General features: G+C 42.3%; 16 protein-coding genes and 1 other annotated feature. Of the genes, 13 read left to right on the plus strand and 3 right to left on the minus strand.

What is annotated here, in order from left to right; translation table 11 throughout:
• Positions 1 to 80 precede the first annotated feature (80 nt).
• Positions 81 to 494, minus strand: a complete 414-nt coding sequence (locus NSQ49_RS17555; RefSeq protein ID WP_159863383.1) for a sigma-w pathway protein ysdB — start codon at positions 492 to 494, stop codon at positions 81 to 83.
• 140 nt (positions 495 to 634) lie between these two features.
• On the opposite strand from NSQ49_RS17555, the gene NSQ49_RS17560 reads away from it, so the two are divergent.
• Both NSQ49_RS17560 and NSQ49_RS17565 read left to right on the plus strand, forming a co-directional pair.
• Positions 635 to 1,126 (plus strand): dUTP diphosphatase, encoded by a 492-nt coding sequence (locus NSQ49_RS17560; RefSeq protein ID WP_159863382.1) that lies wholly within the window; start codon positions 635 to 637, stop codon positions 1,124 to 1,126.
• A gap of 107 nt (positions 1,127 to 1,233) precedes the next feature.
• Positions 1,234 to 2,319 (plus strand): M42 family metallopeptidase, encoded by a 1,086-nt coding sequence (locus tag NSQ49_RS17565; RefSeq protein ID WP_159863454.1) that lies wholly within the window; start codon positions 1,234 to 1,236, stop codon positions 2,317 to 2,319.
• Positions 2,320 to 2,356: 37 nt separating this feature from the next.
• On the opposite strand, the gene sspI is transcribed toward NSQ49_RS17565, so the two are convergent.
• The gene (gene sspI, locus NSQ49_RS17570) at positions 2,357 to 2,563 is read right to left on the minus strand and encodes a small acid-soluble spore protein SspI (RefSeq protein WP_035330267.1); all 207 of its coding nucleotides are present in this window, start codon (positions 2,561 to 2,563) and stop codon (positions 2,357 to 2,359) included.
• A gap of 140 nt (positions 2,564 to 2,703) precedes the next feature.
• On the opposite strand from sspI, the gene NSQ49_RS17575 reads away from it, so the two are divergent.
• From NSQ49_RS17575 to pheT, 3 genes are all read left to right on the plus strand, one after another.
• Positions 2,704 to 3,453 (plus strand): TrmH family RNA methyltransferase, encoded by a 750-nt coding sequence (locus tag NSQ49_RS17575; RefSeq protein WP_159863381.1) that lies wholly within the window; start codon positions 2,704 to 2,706, stop codon positions 3,451 to 3,453.
• A gap of 75 nt (positions 3,454 to 3,528) precedes the next feature.
• Positions 3,529 to 3,802, plus strand: a binding site (T-box leader).
• A 65-nt stretch (positions 3,803 to 3,867) separates the two neighbouring features.
• Complete coding sequence (pheS, locus tag NSQ49_RS17580) at positions 3,868 to 4,905, plus strand: phenylalanine--tRNA ligase subunit alpha (protein ID WP_159863380.1); 1,038 nt, start codon at positions 3,868 to 3,870, stop codon at positions 4,903 to 4,905.
• Between the two features lie 98 nt (positions 4,906 to 5,003).
• On the plus strand, positions 5,004 to 7,418 hold the full coding sequence (pheT, locus tag NSQ49_RS17585) for a phenylalanine--tRNA ligase subunit beta (RefSeq protein ID WP_251283944.1): 2,415 nt from the start codon (positions 5,004 to 5,006) through the stop codon (positions 7,416 to 7,418).
• 168 nt (positions 7,419 to 7,586) lie between these two features.
• On the opposite strand, the gene rnhC is transcribed toward pheT, so the two are convergent.
• Positions 7,587 to 8,525, minus strand: coding sequence for a ribonuclease HIII (gene rnhC, locus NSQ49_RS17590; RefSeq protein ID WP_251283945.1), 939 nt, complete (start codon positions 8,523 to 8,525; stop codon positions 7,587 to 7,589).
• Between the two features lie 156 nt (positions 8,526 to 8,681).
• On the opposite strand from rnhC, the gene zapA reads away from it, so the two are divergent.
• The 8 genes from zapA (at position 8,682) to NSQ49_RS17630 (ending at position 18,072) form a co-directional block, all read left to right on the plus strand.
• Positions 8,682 to 8,948 (plus strand): cell division protein ZapA, encoded by a 267-nt coding sequence (gene zapA, locus NSQ49_RS17595; protein ID WP_159863377.1) that lies wholly within the window; start codon positions 8,682 to 8,684, stop codon positions 8,946 to 8,948.
• A 2-nt stretch (positions 8,949 to 8,950) separates the two neighbouring features.
• Positions 8,951 to 9,493: a CvpA family protein gene (locus NSQ49_RS17600; protein WP_159863376.1), complete on the plus strand. Its 543-nt coding sequence runs from the start codon at positions 8,951 to 8,953 to the stop codon at positions 9,491 to 9,493.
• 277 nt (positions 9,494 to 9,770) lie between these two features.
• Complete coding sequence (gene polX / locus NSQ49_RS17605; RefSeq protein ID WP_251283946.1) at positions 9,771 to 11,489, plus strand: DNA polymerase/3'-5' exonuclease PolX; 1,719 nt, start codon at positions 9,771 to 9,773, stop codon at positions 11,487 to 11,489.
• A gap of 30 nt (positions 11,490 to 11,519) precedes the next feature.
• Complete coding sequence (locus NSQ49_RS17610) at positions 11,520 to 13,877, plus strand: endonuclease MutS2 (protein ID WP_251283947.1); 2,358 nt, start codon at positions 11,520 to 11,522, stop codon at positions 13,875 to 13,877.
• A gap of 64 nt (positions 13,878 to 13,941) precedes the next feature.
• Positions 13,942 to 14,349 carry a DUF350 domain-containing protein gene (locus tag NSQ49_RS17615; protein ID WP_159863373.1) on the plus strand — a complete coding sequence of 136 codons (408 nt, stop codon included), beginning with the start codon at positions 13,942 to 13,944 and terminating at the stop codon, positions 14,347 to 14,349.
• Positions 14,350 to 14,696: 347 nt separating this feature from the next.
• The gene (locus NSQ49_RS17620; RefSeq protein WP_251283948.1) at positions 14,697 to 16,400 is read left to right on the plus strand and encodes a long-chain-fatty-acid--CoA ligase; all 1,704 of its coding nucleotides are present in this window, start codon (positions 14,697 to 14,699) and stop codon (positions 16,398 to 16,400) included.
• 276 nt (positions 16,401 to 16,676) lie between these two features.
• Positions 16,677 to 17,261 carry a TetR/AcrR family transcriptional regulator gene (locus NSQ49_RS17625; protein ID WP_159863371.1) on the plus strand — a complete coding sequence of 195 codons (585 nt, stop codon included), beginning with the start codon at positions 16,677 to 16,679 and terminating at the stop codon, positions 17,259 to 17,261.
• A 37-nt stretch (positions 17,262 to 17,298) separates the two neighbouring features.
• Positions 17,299 to 18,072: an enoyl-CoA hydratase gene (locus NSQ49_RS17630; protein WP_251283950.1), complete on the plus strand. Its 774-nt coding sequence runs from the start codon at positions 17,299 to 17,301 to the stop codon at positions 18,070 to 18,072.
• Positions 18,073 to 18,163 lie beyond the last annotated feature (91 nt).

Consider the following 18,163-nt stretch of genomic DNA (forward strand, 5'->3'; position numbering starts at 1 on the left):
TTCGTAACTTGACTTAATTTACTGAGTTGATTTTCGCTGCAATCAACGGACAAAAACAACAAGCTTTTAGAAAAGAGCCTTTAGAGATGATCTTTAATTTCCTCGCCTGGAGAAGCTGTTTTATGCATGAACTCCTTAACAGGGCTTTTCCAGTCTATTTTTGCAGTAGGATATGTCTCGGTTATCTTTTTTTCAATAAAAAGAAAATCCTCCCTTACCATCCCCTTAAGGGCCGATAAATTGTGCGGCCAGATAAATATAGAGACCACATCAAAAGAATTGTCAGTCGTTCCCAGGTACTTTTCGCCTTCAAATAAAACCCCTTTATACGTAATCAGGAAGTTCTTCCTGACATTTTCCTGATCATCCCAAAAATAATATCGTTTCTGTTCGTGGGCAAGTTCCAGCTTTCTCTTGGAATTCAAAAGGTATTTTACCGCGGTGTATATGAGAAAAAGAATCAGTGCAAACAATAGCATTCTAAGGAGCCACATAATAACCAGCCCTCCATTATTATTTTCCATACTATACGGATGAGCTTTAAAAAAGTTTCAACTTTTTTTCGATTTGTTATAATTTTTTTTGATGAGATTTATAATGAAGTTAATCTTTAAATATTATAGGATGGTGGAAAATGAATTATCAGCAATTGTTCCAAATGCAAAAAGGGCTGGACAGGCATATAGAATCAAACCATGGTTTAGAGGAAGAAGATTTATTTGACCGTAAGATACTGGCGCTGCTTGTTGAATTGGGAGAGCTTGCAAATGAGACAAGATGCTTTAAGTTTTGGAGCCTTAAGCCTTCCTCCCCTCAGGAAACAGTATTGGAAGAGTTTGTAGACGGTATACATTTCATTTTATCAATTGGAATTGAATGTGGATTTGATGGGGAAAAGGACTTTGCTGTTCCGGTGGAAAAGGCGGTTTCATTGAATGGCCAGTTCTTATCGGTTTATGAAGCGATTGGAAAGTTTCGGACTAGCCGTTCTTTAACGGATTATAAAGAGCTTATCGCAGTTTACTTGCATTTGGGAGAAATGCTTGGATTTAACTCTTCTCATATAGAAAAAGCATATATAGACAAGAATGAAGTAAATTATAAAAGGCAGGCTGAAGGATACTGATTATTTCTTCGGCCTTCCGCCTTAGGGAATATCCGTCTGATAATTCTTTATATTGAATCGGATGTTCGATATAATATGTTTAAATAAATATTAAGGGAGTCGAAATGATGGCTAAATTAGATGAAACGTTAACGATGCTCAAAGACTTAACAGATGCAAAAGGGATTCCGGGAAATGAGCGCGAACCGCGCGAGGTTATGAAAAAATACATAACAGCCTATGCTGATGAAGTGACAACAGATGGATTAGGAAGCCTGATTGCAAAAAAAATGGGGAAAGAAGGCGGCCCTAAAATCATGGTGGCCGGCCACTTGGATGAAGTTGGATTTATGGTAACAAGCATTGATGATAAAGGTTTCATCCGCTTCCAGACGGTTGGCGGCTGGTGGTCGCAGGTTATGCTGGCACAGCGGGTGACGATTGTAACATCGAAAGGAGATGTTACCGGAGTAATTGGCTCAAAGCCGCCGCATATCTTATCACCGGAGGCTCGCAAAAAGCCTGTTGAAATTAAAGATATGTTCATTGATATTGGTGCTTCAAGCCGTGAAGAGGCGAAAGAATGGGGAGTAAAGCCTGGTGACATGGTGGTTCCATATTTTGAGTTTACGGTGATGAATAATGAAAAAATGCTTTTGGCAAAAGCCTGGGATAATCGCATTGGCTGCGCAATTGCAATAGATGTGCTTAAGCAATTGAAAGATGCAGAACATCCGAATGAAGTTTATGGTGTGGGAACCGTTCAGGAAGAGGTTGGTCTTCGCGGAGCCCGTACTTCTGCACAAAAAATCGCACCGGATATCGCATTTGGTGTAGATGTGGGAATTGCAGGCGACACACCTGGGATCTCTGAAAAAGAAGCCATGAGTAAAATGGGTAAAGGGCCGCAAATCATCCTTTATGACGCATCAATGGTTTCTCATAAAGGCCTGCGTGACCTTGTAACAGACACGGCAGATGAACTGAATATCCCTTATCAATTTGATGCCATTGCTGGCGGAGGAACAGATTCAGGAGCCATTCATGTTTCACATAATGGAGTACCATCTCTTTCCATCACGATTGCAACACGGTATATCCATTCCCATGCAGCCATGCTTCACCGCGATGACTATGAAAATGCTGTAAAGCTGATCGTTGAAGTGATTAAGAAGCTGGACAGGGAAACAGTTGATAAGATTACATTTGAATAAAATAAAAAAACTCCGGGCTTTTCCGGAGTTTTTCATTTTATTTAAGACTGCTCTCCAAGGTTTGAAGCATTTCAAGCTTGTCTTCTTCAGAGGAGTTTTTCCAAATTACCTCAAATAAAACACCCAAGCCAGGCAGCATTTTTTCTTCCCCATTTTGAATGGCATCCACGATTGTATCTTTCAATTCATCTTGAGAGTTGCCTGATACATTGTGTAAAATGGCATTGCGCAGGTTTAAATTCACCTTGATGCACTCCTTCCAGATTTAATTCGTTATTATCTTCTCTAATTTTGCTTTTATTATGTATTTCTAATAGGCTATAATGAAAAAACTGCACAGAAAAATTCCGGTAGTTCCGGATTTCTTTTAAAGGAGAGACGTTGTTGAAGCATATACAGTCTGCAAAAAACCAAAAAGTTAAAGAATGGAAAAAACTTCTGTCCAGGAAAGAGCGTGACAAAACAGAAACCTTTTTAGTTGAAGGATTCCATCTGGTGGAAGAAGCACTTAATGCCAATAAAATAACAGAAATAATTATTAGTGAGAATAAAGACATGCCTCCCGGATGGGATTATGGAGACATCCCTGTAACGATGGTAACAGATGAAATCATCGGGCTGCTGGCGGATACGGAAACACCGCAGGGGATCTTTGCAGTATGTCATCAGGAACCGTCCACTGGGGAAGTAAATGGAAAACGGTTTTTATTAATTGATGCCGTACAGGATCCCGGCAATCTGGGGACAATGATCAGGACGGCTGATGCTGCTGGTATCGATGCTGTTATTATAGGTGAAGGCAGCGTAGACGCCTATAATCCAAAGGTGCTCCGCTCTGCACAGGGGAGTCACTTCCATTTGCCGGTTTTAAGAGGAAACCTGTCTGACTGGGTCGGCAGACTTTCAGACATAAATGTTCCAGTCTATGGAACCGCGCTGGAAAATGCCCGTGAATACACACAATATGAAGCCTCTGATTCCTTCGCCCTGCTGGTTGGAAATGAAGGGAACGGCGTGAACAAAGATCTTCTGGCTAAAACAGCAGCAAACCTGTATATACCGATTTTCGGAGAAAGCGAATCGCTTAATGTGGCGGTGGCTGCCGGAATTCTTCTGTATCATCTAAGAAAGTAGAAAATGGGCTGATATTTTTTGAAAACCGTTTGAAACAGTCTCGAGAATATAATATAATTAACAGCAAATTATAAAAACAAAACGATGACGGAGACCAGTACCTTGCAGTAAGCCTTACCAGGGAGAAAATGCCTAAGACTGAAAGCATTTTTAAAGGAAATGCAAGAGAAACTTCACCTCCTGAGTTGGCATCGGGACCATTGAAAAGCTATGGCTTCACTAAACGGGCCACTTCCGCTTTTCGATGTAAAGATGTACCGGCATCAGCCGTTATCCCAATGAAGTGAACACGTGCATGAAGTACATATATGTGTTAAAAAGGGTGGTACCGCGAAACCTCGTCCCTTTATGGGGATAGAGGTTTTTTATTTTGGCCAAAAAAGTAAAAGGATTAATTTCAAGGAGGATTTTTTGATGCAAGAGCGTTTAAAAGAACTGCAAACAGAAGCGTTAGAAAAGATCAGCGCGGCAGCTGAATTGAAAGAGCTAAATGATATTCGAGTATCCTATTTAGGTAAAAAAGGCCCAATTACTGAAGTTCTTAAAGGAATGGGTAAATTGTCTGCGGAAGAGCGTCCAAAAATGGGGGCCCTTGCAAATGAAGTAAGAGACAGCATTGCTGCCGGGATTGAGGAAAAGCAAAAACATCTGGAGGAAGCAGCTGTTCAGGAAAAACTGGCTGCAGAAAAAATTGATGTCACTCTTCCAGGAAGACCTGTTAAATCAGGTAATCACCACCCGCTGACACGCATTATCGAAGAAATTGAAGACATGTTCATTGGAATGGGCTATACAGTAGCTGAAGGCCCTGAAGTTGAAAAGGATTACTATAATTTTGAAGCATTGAATCTTCCTAAAGGCCATCCTGCGCGGGATATGCAGGATTCCTTCTATATTACAGAAGACATTCTCCTTCGTACCCATACTTCACCGGTACAGGCAAGAACAATGGAGAAGCATGAAGGCAAAGGGCCAGTTAAAATCATCTGTCCAGGTAAAGTATACCGACGTGATAATGACGATGCTACACACTCCCACCAGTTCATGCAAATAGAGGGGCTTGTGGTAGATGAAAACATCCGAATGACTGATTTAAAGGGAACATTGGAGGTTTTTGCGAAGAAAATGTTCGGTGATGACAGGGAAATCCGCCTTCGCCCAAGCTTCTTCCCATTTACAGAGCCATCAGTGGAAATGGATATTTCCTGTAAAATCTGCGGCGGAAAAGGCTGCAGCGTATGTAAAGGGACCGGCTGGATTGAAATTCTTGGTGCCGGGATGGTACATCCAAATGTCCTTGAGATGGCGGGCTTCGACTCTAAGAAATATACAGGCTTCGCATTCGGAATGGGTCCTGAGCGAATTGCCATGCTGAAGTATGGTGTAGATGATATTCGCCACTTCTATACAAATGATGTGCGTTTCTTGAAGCAATTTTCAATTCATGAATAAAAGCTGTCAGCAAGGCTGTTCTTTAACCTTTATGGCAGAATGGCTTATGGCCTGGAGGGGTTAGGAGCCGGCTGGACAATTATTAAGGAGGATCACAAATGTTCGTTTCATATAAATGGCTGCAGGAATATGTTGATTTATCAGGAGTTACACCTGAAGATCTTGCAGAAAAGATTACGAAGAGCGGTATTGAAGTTGAAGGTGTAGAGGTTTTAAATGAAGGCATCAAAGGTGTGGTTGTAGGGCATGTCCTTGAAAGGGAACAGCACCCTAATGCTGATAAACTGAATAAATGTTTAGTTGATACTGGGGCTGGTGAGCCTGTACAAATCATTTGCGGTGCCCCGAATGTGGATAAGGGACAGAAAGTGGCCGTGGCTACAGTAGGAGCTGTGCTTCCAGGCAATTTTAAAATAAAGCGTGCCAAGCTTCGCGGCGAGGAATCGAATGGAATGATCTGTTCGCTGCAAGAGCTCGGCATTGAAAGCAAGCTGATTGCAAAGGAATACTCTGAAGGCATTTATGTTTTTCCTAATGATACAGAGGTTGGCCAGGATGCCCTTGAGCAGCTTAATCGTGATGATCAGATTCTGGAGCTTGGATTGACACCAAACCGTTCAGATTGCTTAAGCATGCTGGGTGTTGCTTATGAAGTAGCGGCTATCTTAGGAAGGGAAGTAAAGCTTCCTGAGCCGCAGGCTGAGACCACTTCTGAACGTGCTTCTGATTACATTGACGTTCAGGTGGACGCAAAAGAAGATAATCCTCTTTACGTTGCAAAGGTTGTAAAAAATGTAAAGATTGGCCCATCTCCTGTATGGATGCAGGCCCGTTTGATGGCAGCAGGCATTCGTCCTCACAATAATGTGGTGGATATCACAAACTATATTTTACTTGAATACGGCCAGCCTCTTCACGCTTTCGATTATGACCGGCTGGGATCGAAGCAAATTCTTGTCCGCAGAGCAAATGGTGGCGAAGTGATTGTCACTCTTGATGATGCAAAGCGTGAGTTAACAACAGACCATCTTTTGATAACAAATGGGACAGAGCCAATTGCACTTGCCGGTGTGATGGGGGGAGCAAATTCTGAAGTGCAGTCTGATACGAAAAATGTGATTATCGAATCAGCTTATTTTAAAGGTGCAACGGTAAGAAAAGCATCAAAAGACCATGGATTAAGAAGTGAAGCGAGTGCCCGCTTTGAAAAAGGAGTGGATCCAAACAGAGTGAAAGCTGCTGCAGAAAGAGCTGTTCAGCTGCTTTCGCAATATGCAGGCGGGGAAGTGCTTGAAGGTTCAGTGGAAGCAGATGCACTGCAAGTGGAGCCAGCGGTGGTGTCTGTAACGCTTGAAAAAATAAACCGCGTTCTAGGCACGGAATTATCTATGAATGAAGTAGAGGCTATTTTTGCCCGCCTTCAATTTGAAACAAATACTGATAACGATACGATTACCGTTACAGTTCCAACACGAAGAGGTGACATCACGATTGAAGAAGACCTGATTGAAGAAGTTGGCCGCCTATTTGGCTACGATAACCTGGCATCAACTTTACCGGTTGGATCGTCTACACCAGGGCATCTTACCCAATACCAGAACAAACGCAGATTGGTCCGCCGCTACCTTGAAGGTGCGGGACTTTATCAGGCAGTAACATATTCCTTAACAAGTGAAGCAAAAGCGACTCAGTATGCACTGGAAGAGCGCAAACCCGTGCAGCTGGCAATGCCTATGAGTGAGGATCGCCGCCTCCTTCGTTTGAGCATTGTTCCCCAGCTTCTGGAGGTATTAAAATATAACTCTGCACGCCAGAACGACAGCCTGGCTGTTTATGAAACAGGAGCAGTGTTCCTTTCAAATGGGGAAGAGGAACTGCCTGAAGAGCGTGAGCATCTTGCCGGTGCGGTTACTGGCCTATGGCACAGCCATCCATGGCAGGGAGAAAAGAAGCCGGTTGATTTTTATACTGTTAAAGGAATTCTCGAGGGATTATTTGATAAGCTGGGAGTTTTAGATAAAGTTGAATTCCGCCAGGCACAGAAGGATGGAATGCATCCTGGCAGAACAGCAGAAGTATTGCTTACAGGGGAGTCAGTGGGATTAGTCGGACAAATCCATCCGACTGTCGAAAAAGAGCTTGATCTGAAAGAAACATATGCATTTGAGCTTTCATTAAAAGCCATTCTGGAGGAAGAAGTTTCACCATTGCAGTATGAAGCTATTCCTCGTTTCCCATCAATTACAAGGGATATTGCACTTGTAGCAGATCAGGAAACAGCTGCGGGTCAGCTTAAAGACATTATTAAAGAAGCTGGCGGCAAATTATTGAAAGACGTGCATGTTTTTGATCTGTACGAAGGCGAAAGGATGGAGCCAGGCAAAAAATCGCTGGCTTTCTCCCTAAAATACTTCGACCCTGAACGTACTCTTACCGATGAAGATGTAACAAAAGCGCATGACAAAGTATTGGAAGCTGTGAAGGAAAAAGCCGGAGCAGTATTGAGAGGATAAAAATGAGGAGAAGGCAGTCCCGGGGCTGCCTTCTCTTTGTTTGGCCGGTAAATAAACAAAAATGGCCGGTAACAACAGATTATTGGAAGATAAATACATATTCATAAGGATTAAACTCTTTTAAACAGTAAAAAAGCAGCCAATTTTCCCTAATTGGCTGCTTTATTATCATTTATACTTCCTGTTATAAAGTTTCATTGCCTTTTCAGTATTTGCAAAGTGCAGTTTTACAAAAAGAGGCAATGCCTCACGCCCTTTTTCCCTGATAAGCCTGGCAGCTGCCTCATCAACCTTCGGGCCAGCGCCTTTAGTGAGCCTGAAACCTGCTTTTGTGCTTAAGTTTTCAAAGTGGCGCACAAACGCATAGCGTGCCAGAATGGATGCTGCTGCAACTGCCAGATGGATTCCTTCAGCTTTTGTGCTGAAAAAGACCCGCTCCCTTTGTATGGTCTTCTGGTTTTTCAAATAATTGTAGTAAATCTCTTCTTTGGCAAATTGATCAATCAGAATGGCTTCAGGCTTTTCAGGAGAAATTTTACCTAAAACATGCCCAATGGCCTGATTGTGCAGCAATGCTTTGATTTTACCCTGTGACATCCCTGCTTGCTGAAGCTTATTGTATTTTTCATTATGCAATGTTAACAGGCTGTGGGGAACGATATTTTTAATCTGTTTTGCAATTTCAATGATTCTTTCATCCCCCAGATTTTTTGAATCCTTCACACCAAGCTCCTTCAGCAAAGGGATTTGATCTTTTTTCACATAAGCTGCAACCACTGTAATGGGGCCAAAATAATCCCCGGTACCTACTTCATCGGAACCTATGACAGAAAGGGAACTTATATTTTCGGGAAGACCGGCAGCAGTGGGGCTGGTTTTCTTGCTGGGCTGTTGACTGCGTGCGGTATCTCCCCATTTTTTAGCCTCAGCTTCACATCCGCTTCCTTGGAAGAGAACCTTGCCTGATTTATAGGCAGTGATCGAACATCCTGGAACTTTTGCAGCAAAAACACTTCCTGGAGGCTGCTTATCATTTAGGCTGCCAGAATAATGATCCTTCATTTTAGCGATTTCACTTGTTTTTTTTAAGAGTACTACCTGGCTCATATTCATTCTCCTCATCGTAGTGTATTGTTGGTTTTGTTTCCTCTATTTGGAATCGATTTACATTAACTGAGCTATTCTGACATGCTTTGGCTTCCCACCAATATGTGTTCATGTTATGATATTGATTAGGATTCTTTAAAGAAGGGGGCATGGACGTTGTCAGAGATACAAAGAAACCGAACAAGTGTAGATATTTATGGACAGCAGTATGTAATAGTTGGCACAGAAAGCTCCAGCCATGTTCGCCTTGTCGCTTCGCTGGTTGACGATAAAATGCGTGAGATCAGTTCGAAGAATCCATCACTCGACATTAGTAAGTTAGCCGTGCTAACCGCAGTCAATGCTGTTAATGATTATATAAAGCTAACAGACCGTCTGGAACGGCTGGAAAACGAATTAAATAGAGTAAAGGACGGAAAGTAGTCATGCTGGATCTTGCAATTATTATTATTTTGGTTTTTGGTTTTTTAATAGGCCTGAAAAGAGGATTTATCCTGCAATTAATTCATTTGACCGGATTCATTATTGCTTTCATTGTAGCCCGTATGTATTACAGTGAGCTGGCGCCTAAGCTGACCTTATGGGTTCCATATCCAAGCTTTAGCAGTGACTCGGCGATAAAGACGTTATTTGAGAATGCAGATCTTGAAGATGCTTACTATCGCGCCATTGCATTTGTCGTGATTTTTTTTGCCGTAAAAATATTACTGCAGATTATTGGAAGCATGCTCGATTTTGTTGCCCATCTTCCGGTACTAAAACAGCTGAATGTTTGGGCTGGAGGAATTCTCGGATTTATCGAAGTCTATCTTATCATGTTTATTGTATTATACATAGCAGCACTCGTTCCAATCGAAGTCCTGCAGGGACCGATCAATAATTCCTTTATGGCAGAATTAATGGTTAAGAACACGCCTGTTCTCTCTAACCAGTTCAAAGAAATGTGGGTTGAATATATAGGTGCGTAACTTCTCTATCTTAGAGAAGTTTTCTTTTTGAAAGACAGTTTAAAAGCTTTGCGGATATTAAATCTTTATACCAGTGATTTCACTTAGTGGGGTGAAGGAGCGGCGGACATGCAGGGGAAGACGAGGAGTCCTGTGAGCTCTGTGTTTTTTGCGGATAGCCGTATAATGGGTACTTTTACTTTTTAAGTAAGGTGCTTTAAATATCCATGATTTGAAGTTATACAGCAAAATAAGAGATAATACGTTTACGAATATTGTTACGGACAGGTGGGGTTTCATGAGTATAAATAAAAAAGATGTCGTCAGACTTTTAGAGACTATTGCTGTTTATATGGAGTTAAAAGGAGAGAACCCATTCAAAACAGCTGCGTTCCGAAAAGCGGCACTCGCACTTGAATCAAATGATGAGAGCTTGACTGAAATTGATGACTTTACAAAGCTATCCGGCATCGGTAAAGGCACTGCTGCTGTAATTGAGGAGTACATTAAAGAAGGAATGTCTTCTGTTCTTGATGAGCTGAAAGAAGAAGTCCCTGCTGGTTTAATTCCCCTGCTTCAGCTCCCGGGACTTGGCGGCAAGAAAATCGCCAAGCTATATAAAGAGCTGGGCGTCGAAAATGCTGCAGATCTTGAAGCGGCTTGCCGCAATAAGAAGGTCCGGGGACTGGCAGGCTTCGGGGAAAAATCTGAAGAGAAGATACTCGCTGCACTTGAAAATGCAGGAACCAGACCGGAACGGCTCCCGCTTGCATTCATGCTGCCAATTGCAGAAGGCATAGAAGCTGCGCTTTCAGAAATGAAGGATATTGAAAAGTACTCAAGGGCAGGTAGCTTAAGGAGAATGAGGGAAACCATCAAAGACCTCGACTTTATTATAGCTACTGACAATCCTGCTTCTGTCAAAGAGCAGTTATTAAGCCTGGCCGGCATCAAAGAAGTAATTGCCGCAGGAGATACAAAGGTTTCGGTTGTGTTTCAGCATTCTTATGATATATCTGCTGACTTCCGACTAGTTGAGACGCATGAATTTGCCACAACACTCCATCATTTTACTGGATCAAAGGATCATAATGTCAGAATGCGCCAGCTTGCCAAAGAGCGCGGGGAAAAAATCAGTGAGTATGGAGTCGAAAATACAGAAACAGGGGAAATCCTTACATTTAATAAAGAAGAAGAATTTTACGCCCATTTTGGGCTTCCATTCTTTCCTCCTGAAATTAGGGAAGATGGGAAAGAAGTAGATGAATACACGCAAGGCATGGAACTTATCTCTCTAGAAGATATTAAGGGTGATCTTCATATGCACTCAACCTGGAGTGATGGCGCCTATTCCATAGAGGAAATGATCGAAGCGTGCCGTGCCCGAGGCTATAAATACATGGCGATTACAGACCATTCCCAGTACCTGAGAGTGGCGAACGGTTTGACAGCCGAAAGGCTTCGCAGTCAAAAGGAAGAAATAAAGCGGCTAAATGAGCAGTTTGATGACTTCACGATTTTATCAGGGGTGGAGATGGATATTCTGCCTGACGGATCGCTGGATTATGACGATGAACTCCTCGAAGAGCTGGACATCGTCATTGCTTCCATTCATTCTTCTTTTTCACAGCCGAAGGAAAAAATCATGGCACGCTTGAAAACGGCGCTGCAGAATGCTCATGTTGACATTATCGCCCACCCCACCGGAAGATTGATCGGTCGCAGGGAAGGCTATGATGTAGACATGGAAATGCTTATCGAGCTAGCCAAGGAAACAAATACAGCCCTTGAGCTGAATGCGAATCCGAACCGGCTTGATCTTGCTTCCGACCATATCAGACAAGCTCAGGAAGCAGGTGTGAAAATAGTGATTAACACAGATGCACATAAAATAGACACTTTAAATCACATGGAAATCGGTGTTTCTGCGGCAAAGAAAGGATGGATCAAGAAAGAATCCGTTCTAAATGCCATGGAAACAGAAGATTTGCTCAAATTTCTTAAAGAACGCCAATAGGAAAATTGGGCATGAAAGGGGAAAGTCCTCATGCAAGATAGAGTATTAAAGATACTTGAGTTCAATAAAGTGAAGGAACAGCTGCTGGAACATGTTTCTTCATCCTTGGGTAGAAAAAAGGCCTTAAATATTCTTCCTTCAACTGAGTATGAAGAGGTAATCCGCAGGCAGGAAGAAACAGATGAAGCCGTAAAAGTGCTTAGAATTAAAGGGAATGTACCGCTTGGCGGCATTTTTGATATTCGTCCTCATGTGAAGCGGGCGGTTATTGGCGGAATGCTAAGTCCCCAGGAACTTAACCAAATATCCAGCACAATTCATGCAAGCAGGCAGATGAAAAGATTCATCGAGGAATTTGCTGAGGAAGAAAGCAGTTTGCCTATCTTATCTGGATATGCTGATAAAATTATTGTCTTGGCAGACCTGGAGACCTCTATCCGCAATGCGGTTGATGACAATGGAGAAGTACTTGACAGTGCAAGCGAGACTCTCCGTTCGCTTCGAAATCAGCTTCGTACCAAAGAATCGCGTGTAAGGGAGCGGCTGGAGAGCATGATTCGGTCTTCCAGCGCACAAAAAATGCTTTCCGATGCAATTATTACAATAAGAAATGACCGATTTGTCATCCCTGTAAAGCAGGAGTACCGGGGACATTATGGCGGCATTATCCATGACCAAAGCTCATCCGGCCAGACATTATTCATTGAGCCTGCGTCCATAGTCCAGTTGAACAATGAATTACAGGGCATAAGGGTGAAAGAACAGCAGGAAATCGAACGGATCCTCATAGTGCTCTCGGGACAGACAGCTGAGAGCAGCAGTGAACTGGAAACCATTGTAGATGTGCTCGGAGAAATCGATTTTACTTTTGCAAAAGCCAGATACAGTAAACGAATAAAAGGATCTAAGCCGAAAATTAATAATCAAGGGAAAATATCATTATTCAAAGCCCGGCATCCGCTTATTCCAATTGATGAAGTAGTGGCAAATGATGTTAAGCTTGGTGATGATTATTCAACCATAGTCATTACGGGACCGAATACAGGCGGGAAGACAGTAACTTTAAAAACAGTAGGACTCTGCACTTTAATGGCACAGGCAGGTCTGCAAATCCCGGCGCTTGATGGGTCTGAAACGGCTGTCTTCGGAAATGTTTATGCTGATATCGGAGATGAACAATCAATTGAACAAAGCTTAAGTACCTTCTCTTCACACATGGTGAATATCGTGGAAATTCTTAACGAGGTTGATTTCAATAGCCTGGTATTATTCGATGAGCTTGGTGCAGGCACAGATCCGCAGGAAGGTGCTGCCCTGGCAATTTCCATTCTTGACGAAGTATACAAGCGGGGGGCAAAAGTTATTGCCACCACTCATTATCCTGAACTTAAAGCGTACGGCTATAACAGAGAAGGAGTAATCAATGCCAGTGTAGAATTTGATATTGAAACGCTAAGTCCAACCTATAAGCTGTTGATTGGAGTTCCTGGCCGAAGCAATGCCTTTGAAATATCCAAACGGCTTGGGCTTAATGATCAAGTGATTGAGACCGCACGATCCTATATCGGAGCAGATACCAATCAGGTTGAAAATATGATTGCTTCCCTGGAGGAAAGCCGCAGACAAGCAGAAGCTGACATGTCAGAAGCCAATGACTTTTTGAAAAGTGCAGAAAAACTTCATAAAGATCTCCAAAAGCAAATGGCTGAGTTTTATGAGCAAAAAGATGCGATGCATGAGAAGGCTGCAGAGAAGGCCGGCGATATCGTTGAGAAAGCCAAGGCTGAAGCAGAAGAGATTATCCGTGACTTAAGAAAGATGCGGCTGGAAAAACATGCTGAGGTAAAGGAGCATGAGCTGATAGAAGCGAAGAAACGCCTGTCCGAAGCTGCACCTCAGATGAGCACAGCCAAAAATAAACTAAAGCCAAAGAATAATAAACACGTTTTTGAAGCAGGTGATGAGGTAAAAGTTCTGAGTTTTGGGCAAAAAGGGCACCTGCTTGAAAAGGTGTCTGAGAACGAATGGCAGGTTCAGATTGGTATCCTGAAAATGAAAGTGGCCGAAAAGGATCTGGAATACATTAAAAGCACTAAACCTGTGGAAACAAAACCAGTGGCAACGGTGAAAGGAAGGGACTTTCATGTAAGCCTTGAGCTTGATTTACGGGGCGAGCGCTATGAAAACGCACTCTTAAGAGTGGAGAAATATATCGATGATGCCCTGCTGGCTGCATATCCCCGTGTCTCCATTATTCATGGTAAAGGGACCGGTGCATTGAGGCAGGGGGTTCAGGAATATTTAAGGAATCACAGATCTGTAAAGAAAATCCGGTTTGGTGAAGCTGGAGAAGGCGGCACAGGGGTTACGATCGTTGAATTCAAATAAGCTTCCCTTCCCCTAGGTCTACTCTGAGGGGGAGGGGATTCTAATAACGGCGGGGAGAGTCTAAATGAGAGAATTTTGGGAAAATGAGTTTATCCAAACAGCTGCCTATTACAGTGTTGTCATTTTATGTATGATTGTTTTTTTAGCAGTCTTTGAACTGGTCACCAAGTATCGCAATTGGGAAGAAATAAAAAACGGCAATGTTGCTGTAGCGATGGCGACCGGCGGGAAAATTTTTGGGATTGCTAATATCTTCAGGCACTCCATCATGCATAATGATACCTTGCTGACAATGATTACCTGGGGAGTATTTGGCTTCTTTCTTTTGTTAATCGGCTATTTCATATTTGAATTTTTAACACCAAAGTTTAAAATTGACGAAGAAATTGAGAATAATAACAAAGCTGTCGGCTTTATTTCCATGGTGCTGTCAATCGGTTTGTCTTATGTCATTGGTGCAGGTTTAATATAAGGAGAGAATTAACATTGGAAAAGTTAGCAAAGGTTCTGCTGGTTCTTAGCGGAGTGTTTCTTCTTATAGGGGCCATTTATATATTCTTTATTGCATAACATTTTTGTAAAATAGGGAAATAAGAAAATCGCCAATTCAAATGGCGATTTTTTTTATTTTTATCCTGTGCTGTATTATACAAAATAGACTGGACAACCCTCGAAAAAAAACTGCCTAAGTGTAAGGTCTTATTCTAATTGTCATAGAACCAGCATTATATTATAATAAGGTCGAACAGTTAGAATGTTCTAAAAATTTTGAGGCTGCTCATAGTTTTTCAAATGGGCTTGAAACAAAGGAGGGACAAAATGGCAGAAGCAAAACCATGGCTTAAGCAATACCCGGCAGAAATCCCCTCAACCTTGTCATATCCAAAACAGCCGGTACAGGATTATTTAAAGAATGCTGCAGAAGAATTTCCGGAGAAAACAGCCATTCATTTTATGGGAAAGGAATTCACATATAAAAATATATATGAATCTTCCCTGAAGCTTGCTGCATATCTGCAGAGTCTGGGAATTGAAAAGGGAGACCGAGTGGCGATTATGCTCCCGAATACGCCGCAGTCTGTTATCAGCTATTATGGAATTCTGATGGCTGGCGGGATCGTTGTCCAGACAAATCCGCTATACATGGAACGGGAATTGGAATATCAAATGAAGGATTCAGAAGCAAAAGCGATCATTACAATGGATATCTTATTTCCCAGAGTGACCAAAGTGATGCCGCAGACAGAATTGAAGCATATTATTGTAACGGCAATCAAAGATGCCCTTCCATTCCCTAAAAATCTTATATATCCTTTTATCCAGAAAAAACAGTATGGCATTGTTGTAAATGTAAAACATGATGGTCATAATCATTTATTGACAGAAATACTAAAAAGCCCTGCTGAGCCTCTTAAAATCCATGACTTCGATTTTGAAGAAGACTTGGCGTTATTGCAGTATACGGGCGGCACTACCGGTTTTCCGAAGGGTGTCATGCTATCGCACAGCAACCTGGTATCCAATACAGCAATGTGCAAGGCCTGGCTTTATAAGTGCAGGCGCGGCGAGGAGGTAGTGCTTGGCATACTGCCATTCTTTCATGTATATGGAATGACAACAGTCATGATTTTATCAGTAATGGATGCGCATAAAATGGTCCTTCTCCCGAAGTTTGATCCCGAAACAACCTTGAAAACCATTCATAAACAAAGGCCGACCTTATTTCCCGGAGCGCCTACGATTTACATCGGCTTATTGAACCATCCGGATATAAAAAAATATAATCTATCCTCTATAGACTCCTGCATTAGCGGGTCTGCCGCACTGCCAGTTGAAGTCCAGCAGAAATTTGAGGAAATAACAGGAGGCAAACTTGTCGAGGGTTACGGTTTGACTGAATCATCACCTGTGACTCATGCAAATTTCTTATGGGATCGCCCCCGCGTCAAAGGCAGTATAGGCGTGCCCTGGCCTGATACAGATGCAGCTATTTTTTCACTGGAGACAGGAGAAGAACTTCCGGCAGGAGAAGTTGGCGAAATTGCAGTTAAAGGGCCTCAGGTAATGAAAGGATATTGGAAACGCCCTGAAGAAACGGAGCAAACTTTAAAGGGTGGCTGGCTGCTCACCGGTGATCTGGGCTATATGGATGAAAATGGGTATTTCTATGTGGTGGACAGGAAGAAAGATATGATTATTGCAGGAGGATTTAATATTTACCCCCGTGAAATAGAAGAAGTACTATATGAGCATCCAGCTGTACAGGAAGTGGTTGCCGCCGGAATACCCGACCCGTATCGAGGAGAAACAGTCAAGGCTTATATTGTGCTGAAGGAGGGAAAAGAGGCAACAGAAGAAGAACTTGATCAATTTGCGAGAAAACATCTGGCAGCCTATAAAGTTCCAAGGCTATATGAATTCCGTGAAGAGCTTCCTAAGACAGCGGTTGGAAAAATACTGAGAAGGGCATTAGTTGATGAAGAAAAAAAGAAATTTAAAGAAGAAGAGGAAAAGCGGGCTTAACTTCAGGGACCGATTTTCAATCGGCTCTTTATTTTTGATGCAATAGGCTTGTCCAGGGATAAAGGAAATGCAATAATAAAATATATTTACAGGGAATTTCTTGACACAAATGAATTGTCCTACTATTATAAAAATATGAATGATGATTCATTCATTATTGGTGGTCCAAAAATAAATCAAGTGAATTGGCTAATCCCTGCTGCAGGTAAATAATTTTTTCCCCCTGCGGCTCTTTAAAAATTAATGCCCCCGTTTTTTCTGAAAGGAGGGAGCCACATGAAAAAAACAAAGCCTAAATACCGGCAGATTATTGATGCAGCTGTAGTCGTGATCGCAGAAAATGGCTATCACCAGGCTCAGGTATCAAAAATCGCCAAACAGGCTGGTGTCGCAGATGGCACCATCTACTTATATTTTAAAAACAAAGAAGATATATTAATATCCCTCTTTCAGGATAAAATGGGCTACTTTGTTGAGAAAATTGAAGAAAAAATTGCAGGAAAAGAGAAAGCTGCAGAGAAACTATTAATGATGGTAGAATCGCACTTTAGAATGCTCTCGGAAGACAGGCACCTGGCAATTGTAACCCAGCTCGAATTGAGGCAGTCCAATAAAGACCTTCGCCATAAGATCAATGAAGTGCTCAAAGGTTACCTCACTTTAGTGGAAAGGATTCTTGATGACGGCAGGAAGAGCGGTGAGTTTCCAGCTGACCTGGACATCAGGCTGGCGCGCCAGATGATTTTTGGTACAATGGACGAAACAGTGACCACATGGGTAATGAACGAGCAGAAATATGATCTTACTGCATTGGCAGAGCCTGTTCATAAACTTTTAATCAGCGGGTGCGGAAGGCCTTGAAATGATAAAGTGCTAATAATATGGTAGGAGGGATAGGATGGAATACCTGAAATGGTCCCATAATGACTTTATAGCAACGATTACAATTGAACGTCCGCCTGCGAATGCTCTTTCATCAGGTGTATTAAAAGAGCTTTCAGCTGTCCTGGACGAAGTTGAAGATAATAATGATGTCAGAGTTATCCTAATTCACGGAGAAGGCAGATTCTTTTCAGCAGGTGCTGATATAAAAGAATTTACAACTATTGAAAGCGGAGAGGATTTCTCAAGCTTAGCGACCTATGGACAGAATCTTTTTGAGCGAATGGAAAAGTTCCCTAAGCCAATTATTGCAGCCATTCATGGTGCGGCGCTTGGCGGCGGCCTGGAGCTTGCAATGGGCTGTCATTTCCGACTTGTAGCTGATAACGCAAAGCTCGGTCTGCCGGAGCTTCAGCTTGGATTGATTCCCGGATTTGCGGGAACTCAGCGGCTTCCCCGCTATGTAGGTGCAGCCCGTGCAGCGGAAATGCTTTTCACAAGTGCCCCAATTACCGGGCTGGAAGCAGTGCAATACGGCTTGGCTAACCATTCTTATCCTGAAGAGCAGCTTTTGGAAAATGCCTATAATTTGGCAAAGAAAATTGCCAAGAAAAGCCCTGGCTCCATTAAGGCAGCCATTGAGCTATTAAACTATGGAAAAACGGGACAATTCTACGAGGGTGTAAAAAAAGAAGCGGAATTATTCGGAGAAGTATTCGTATCTGAAGATGGGAAGGAAGGTATATCAGCGTTTATTAATAAGCGGGAGCCAAACTTTGCCGGAAAATAGTGCTTAAAAGATTTGAGCTGAAAGATTTCATTCATCCTAATAATCTATTATAATAGACATGTAAGCGTTTTATTTAATTTTTCACAAGTTT

It is taken from the genome of Cytobacillus sp. FSL R5-0377, from assembly GCF_038004385.1.
In the GTDB taxonomy this organism is placed as follows: Bacteria; Bacillota; Bacilli; order Bacillales; family Cytobacillaceae; genus Cytobacillus.

Coding starts and splice junctions, on each gene's coding strand:
- NSQ49_RS17555 (WP_159863383.1), bottom strand. CDS start 494: ATGTGGCTCCTTAGAATGCTATTGTTTGCACTGATTCTTTTTCTCATA.
- NSQ49_RS17565 (WP_159863454.1), top strand. CDS start 1,234: ATGGCTAAATTAGATGAAACGTTAACGATGCTCAAAGACTTAACAGAT.
- NSQ49_RS17620 (WP_251283948.1), top strand. CDS start 14,697: ATGGCAGAAGCAAAACCATGGCTTAAGCAATACCCGGCAGAAATCCCC.
- NSQ49_RS17600 (WP_159863376.1), top strand. CDS start 8,951: ATGCTGGATCTTGCAATTATTATTATTTTGGTTTTTGGTTTTTTAATA.
- NSQ49_RS17610 (WP_251283947.1), top strand. CDS start 11,520: ATGCAAGATAGAGTATTAAAGATACTTGAGTTCAATAAAGTGAAGGAA.
- pheS (WP_159863380.1), top strand. CDS start 3,868: ATGCAAGAGCGTTTAAAAGAACTGCAAACAGAAGCGTTAGAAAAGATC.
- NSQ49_RS17625 (WP_159863371.1), top strand. CDS start 16,677: ATGAAAAAAACAAAGCCTAAATACCGGCAGATTATTGATGCAGCTGTA.
- NSQ49_RS17560 (WP_159863382.1), top strand. CDS start 635: ATGAATTATCAGCAATTGTTCCAAATGCAAAAAGGGCTGGACAGGCAT.
- pheT (WP_251283944.1), top strand. CDS start 5,004: ATGTTCGTTTCATATAAATGGCTGCAGGAATATGTTGATTTATCAGGA.
- NSQ49_RS17630 (WP_251283950.1), top strand. CDS start 17,299: ATGGAATACCTGAAATGGTCCCATAATGACTTTATAGCAACGATTACA.
- rnhC (WP_251283945.1), bottom strand. CDS start 8,525: ATGAGCCAGGTAGTACTCTTAAAAAAAACAAGTGAAATCGCTAAAATG.
- polX (WP_251283946.1), top strand. CDS start 9,771: ATGAGTATAAATAAAAAAGATGTCGTCAGACTTTTAGAGACTATTGCT.
- NSQ49_RS17615 (WP_159863373.1), top strand. CDS start 13,942: ATGAGAGAATTTTGGGAAAATGAGTTTATCCAAACAGCTGCCTATTAC.